Consider the following 4,774-nt stretch of genomic DNA (forward strand, 5'->3'; position numbering starts at 1 on the left):
CAAATTACCCTATTCGGCAAACGGACTTGACCTGATTAATAAAGCGTTAAGCAGTTTGTAGCTATCCACAGCCGAAATAAACCTGGCTGTTTCAAAATAAGTGATAAAAACGAAAGGCTGAATAACCATTTGCCACGCAAATTAAATTATTCAGCCTTTTAAACTGATGCTGTGCAACGGCCTACTTCGGGGCAGCTGCTTTTATTTAAACAATCATAGGTTTTATTGGGTAATGGTTACGGTGCCCATGTCTTTTACAGCGCCATTAACAACGGTAATACCAGCCACTGTTTTGACCGCATAAGGACTTACCGGCACAAACTGTATATTATAAGTACCTGCAGCCAAACCTGGGAAATAGAATTTGCCGGTCGCATCGCTCACAGTACCCACAGTATCGGTGCCTGTAATGGCATACACTTTGGGAGAGGCTGCAGCGGGCGATACAATCCCGGTTAAAGCGCCGGATACAGCTTGTGGAATCGCTCTGATCACTGGTTTAAGGATATACTTACCGTTACCGGTAAGCACGATAGATCGGGCTACGTCGAAATCCAAAAGCATAGTATACGCTATACCCGCTGTTAAATCATCATGCACATTAAGTTTAACGCCGGATGTTTGACCGCTTGGCGTGGTCAAATCATAGGAGATACCGCCGATGATCACGCGATTGCCGGAATCATTAAGTATTAGCCGAATCTGCTGTATAGTGCCCGCAGGAATATCCTGATCAGCCAGTACGGTATCCTTGCCCAAACGGAATCGCAGAATATCGATCGGACCGCCATTCACATTTAACGTATGCTCGCCATTGTTGGTGATAACTACCACGCTTTTGATGTTCAGGATCACGGCATCAAAGGCGCCTGGGGCGTCAGTTAACTTCACCGTTATATGTGCGGTAGAACTGGAATTACTGTTCTTTTTACAGGCAAAAAATGAAAGGCTTAGGATTGCGGCAAATAAAAGTATTTTTTTCATCGTTGTATAAATTAGTTATCAGCTGCAAGTCAAAACTTGTGCCCTAAAGTTAAATGTATCGACAAACAGGCGTTTTGTATCGATGAATCGGCATTTTGCATTACGATGAATTGAGTTACCAGCACTAAATGCTTTACATAATTGATCTCTATTCCAAACATAACCGCCACTGCGAAATTAATGTTAAGTCAAAACCCGCCAACTCAAAGAAATCTGTGGGTACCTGCAAAGATCACGAAGATGAGCAAACCAAGTAACCATGCAAGTTATTCAATCATATAACATGTTTATTATCAAATAAATACAACCATTAACTAAACAAAAACAAAAGCCTGCAATCATTTAATTTGCAGGCTTTTAGTCTGTTTTAACATTGAACTTAATGGAGCCGGAGGGATTTACACTACCCTTGTACCACTTTGATATTCAATATTTTACAATGGATTAATTTCTTACTCACGTTACCATAAAGGAAGCTGTTTGCCCCCTTTATAGATGACTTAATTTACAATCAAGATATTGAAAATATGCAGATTACATAAATAAATGTTTGAAGTTTTCGAAATGAGGTGGCCAATTGCTCCGGGAATGTCAAGTATGGGTATACCCTCCTAATTCTCGTTGTTCTTTAGAATGCCTTCATGCCAATAGATCATATACCGGGCATCATGTAATTTGTAAAATGGTATGAGCTCAAGATTTTTAAATTTTGCAGGACTTATTAATTCCGGAGCAATGAAAGTTTGTGGCTTTCCATTTACCGGTTTTAGATGTTTTGCAAGATTAGCATCACTGCTGGCCAGCACAGGCGCAGCATTCAATGGATACATTTTCCCTCTTGCACGATAGCCACCAAACTGATCCCCATCAGCATGTAAATTGTCAAGATCGGTGGTGTCGGTTTTTGCTGCTAAAACGATGGGGCCATGCAAAAATGCCACGTAATGAGAGCTATCGGGTAAAGCTTCAGTCGTCACACCCATTGGTAAGCGAACTTCAATTTCATCTCCTTTTTTCCACGTCCGGTTCAGTTTTACATAAGAACCTGGCTGAACTTTGACAGGCACTTTGGCCCCATTTATCCTTATTTCAAGCCCACCAGCTTTTACCCAACCTGGGTAACGGATATTGATAGCAAAAGTATCTGATTTCGCGGCTTCCACCAAAAGCCGGGTCGTCTCTTCATCCGGAAACTTTGTCTGTTGAGTGATAATGAGTCCCTGTGCTGACCAATTAAGGCGCGAAGGAATAAACAGGTTTACATAAAGGTCGTTACGATGATGGCTGTAGATGAGTTCACCATATTTACCATGGTTTTCCATACCAGAGCCTACGCAGCACCACATAGTTTCCTGCGGTTGCGAATAAACACGGTAATGTCGCGGCCGCATGGAGGTGTAATAAACGAAGCCTCCATGGGTAGGGTGCTGACTGGATAAGATGTGGTTATACAAAACCCGCTCATAAAAATCCATATATTTCACCTCGCCCTGCTTTTCAAAAAGGTGGCGGGTTAGTTTAAGCATATTGTAGGAATTACAGGTTTCGGGGCCTGCAATGTCGGTGATCATTTTAGTAAAATTGCCCGTTGGGTTAAAGTGCTCGTTCACGCTGTTGCCACCTATCACCACGCTGCGGTTATTAACTACTGTTTCCCAAAAAAACTGTGCCGCCTTGCCATAGTCCGCGTCACCGCCAACTTCCGAGATTCTTTGAAAGCCAACGGCCTTGGGAATCTGCATATTGGCATGCAACCCATCAAGCTGATCCTGCCCTTGTATTAATGGATCTAAAATTGCCTTGTGTGAAAACCTGCGCGCCAGGACGAGGTATTTATCCTGTCCGGTTATCACCGAGACATCTGCAAATACTTCGTTCAATCCGCCGTGTTCCGAAATAAGCATGGTTTGGATTTGTGTGTCTGTCAGCTTCCGCGATACACCGTCAATGTAATCTGTTAGCCGCACCAATATTTCTTTTGCCTGAGGCTTGCCAGCTACCATATATGCATCCCGCAAACCGGCCATCAATTTGTGAAGATTATAAAGTGGAACCCATTTTTTATTCAAGGCAAACGTGTCTGCCTCAATCTTCCCTTCGGCAATATCTTTCCACATAACTGTTCCACCGGGTGTACCACCCAGGTAGCCGCTCCCTATTTTATCCTGGCAGCGTTTTAATTGTGCCAGCATATAATCCAACCKCCTGTTCATTTCGGCATTGTGGGTAGATGCATACATATTGGATAATGCCGACAGGTAATGCCCACCAATATGACCATCCAAACCAGTATTTTCCCAATTGCCATAGCTTTTCTTTTTAGGCGTTAACCCTGCTTCTGTAAGGTAAGGTGCCAGCAGACGCTCAGGGTCTAAAGCCAGCATATAGGTCATATCTGTTTGCTGCGCGTTTTTAAACACGCCACGCAACAAGGCCACTTGCTGTAGCTTAAATGCTTGCAGTGAAGATTGTGCCTGTGTTTGCACCGGTATAACAAAACATACCGCAATTAAATGCAACCATACGAAAGGGTGAATTATTTTCCTATTCATCCTGTTAAAATATAAATTTATTGAGGAACTACTGTCGGTTTTTAAAGCCAAAACATTCAAACTTTTATGGTCACGTCCCGTAATCTTTTAATTGCTTCTACTTATGCCGAAATTAAGTATTTCAAAAATATGATAAGTATTACACTGCATCTCATAATCAGGAATAATGGTAAGTATATCAGGAGTCTGTATAAGCACAGCCAAATATTTTCACACGAACTTTGCACTACCAAATTAAAACCGGATGAAACTTGGAAAATTATTATTGGTGAGTCTGATATTGCTTGTAGCGGAGGCAAATCTTCGCGCTCAGACGGTTGACTCCGCCCAAAAGAAAGCAAAAAAATACCAGGCCAAAGCGCCGGAAACCCAGCCTTTTGGTTTAGAAGCCTTTAAACGGTCAACCGGGACAACTGTTCGCTGGCTGGGCATGGCCGGATTCATGGTTAACAGCCGGGGCACCATCTTCATGATCGATCCGCTGCTGGAAGGCTATGATATGCCGCTGCTGATGAAGTTTCCTATTCTGTCGAAAGATGTGCCGCATGTAGATGCCATTATGGCAACTCATAGCGACAACGATCATTACAGCGTGGAAACCTTTCGTGATCTGAAGCCGGTAACCGCTGCATACCATTCTACAGTATATGYCGATTCCCTTATGAAAAACGAAGGGTTGACTTCCAGCGGGCATCATATTGGCGAGACGTTTAAGTTCGGCCTTGTTAGCGTAAAACTTACACCCGCTGACCATGCATGGCAGAACGCCTATCCGGGTATCAGCAATCGGCATTTTGAACCGGAAGATGCCTGTGGTTTTTACTTCTATACTCCTGATGGTACGATCTGGGCACCGGGCGATTCGCGCCTTATGCCGGCACAATTGCACCTGCCTGCACCCGATTTGATCTTGCTGGATTACTCCGAGGACAGCGACTGGCATTTTGGGCTCGAAGGCTCAGCAAAGTTACTGAATGCTTATCCACAGGCACAAGTGATGCTGGGGCACTGGGGCTTTGTTGACGCACCTGATTTCAAACCTTTTAATGGAGATCCGGCAAGACTGGCGAAATTGGTTGTTAACCCCGGACGCATCAATGTACTTGCACCCGGGCAGCCTTTCATACTGAAGTCTGCCAGAAAATAGTGAAAAACAATAACTTAAAAGAACAAGTTAAAAATGAAGAGCGTAAAACCCTGATTATTATTCTGACCGTGGTTACATCGCTCGGTAATGC

General features: G+C 43.5%; 3 protein-coding genes. 1 reads left to right on the forward strand and 2 read right to left on the reverse strand.

Going from position 1 to position 4,774, the window contains the following annotated elements; all coding sequences use genetic code 11:
- Nucleotides 1-222 precede the first annotated feature (222 nt).
- Nucleotides 223-984: a DUF4382 domain-containing protein gene (locus tag AC1DPZ_RS22045; protein ID WP_477407487.1), complete on the reverse strand. Its 762-nt coding sequence runs from the start codon at nt 982-984 to the stop codon at nt 223-225.
- A 611-nt stretch (nt 985-1,595) separates the two neighbouring features.
- Nucleotides 1,596-3,536: a glycoside hydrolase family 127 protein gene (locus tag AC1DPZ_RS22050; RefSeq protein ID WP_477407489.1), complete on the reverse strand. Its 1,941-nt coding sequence runs from the start codon at nt 3,534-3,536 to the stop codon at nt 1,596-1,598.
- Between the two features lie 244 nt (nt 3,537-3,780).
- On the opposite strand from AC1DPZ_RS22050, the gene AC1DPZ_RS22055 reads away from it, so the two are divergent.
- Nucleotides 3,781-4,683 (forward strand): MBL fold metallo-hydrolase, encoded by a 903-nt coding sequence (locus AC1DPZ_RS22055; RefSeq protein WP_477407491.1) that lies wholly within the window; start codon nt 3,781-3,783, stop codon nt 4,681-4,683.
- The last annotated feature ends 91 nt before the right edge of the window (nt 4,684-4,774 follow it).

The sequence above is a fragment of the Mucilaginibacter sp. P4_G9 genome (assembly GCF_056400985.1).

Bases quoted from the DNA above. Each gene is read 5' to 3' on its own strand.
- AC1DPZ_RS22045 (WP_477407487.1), bottom strand. From the start codon at position 984: ATGAAAAAAATACTTTTATTTGCCGCAATCCTAAGCCTTTCATTTTTT.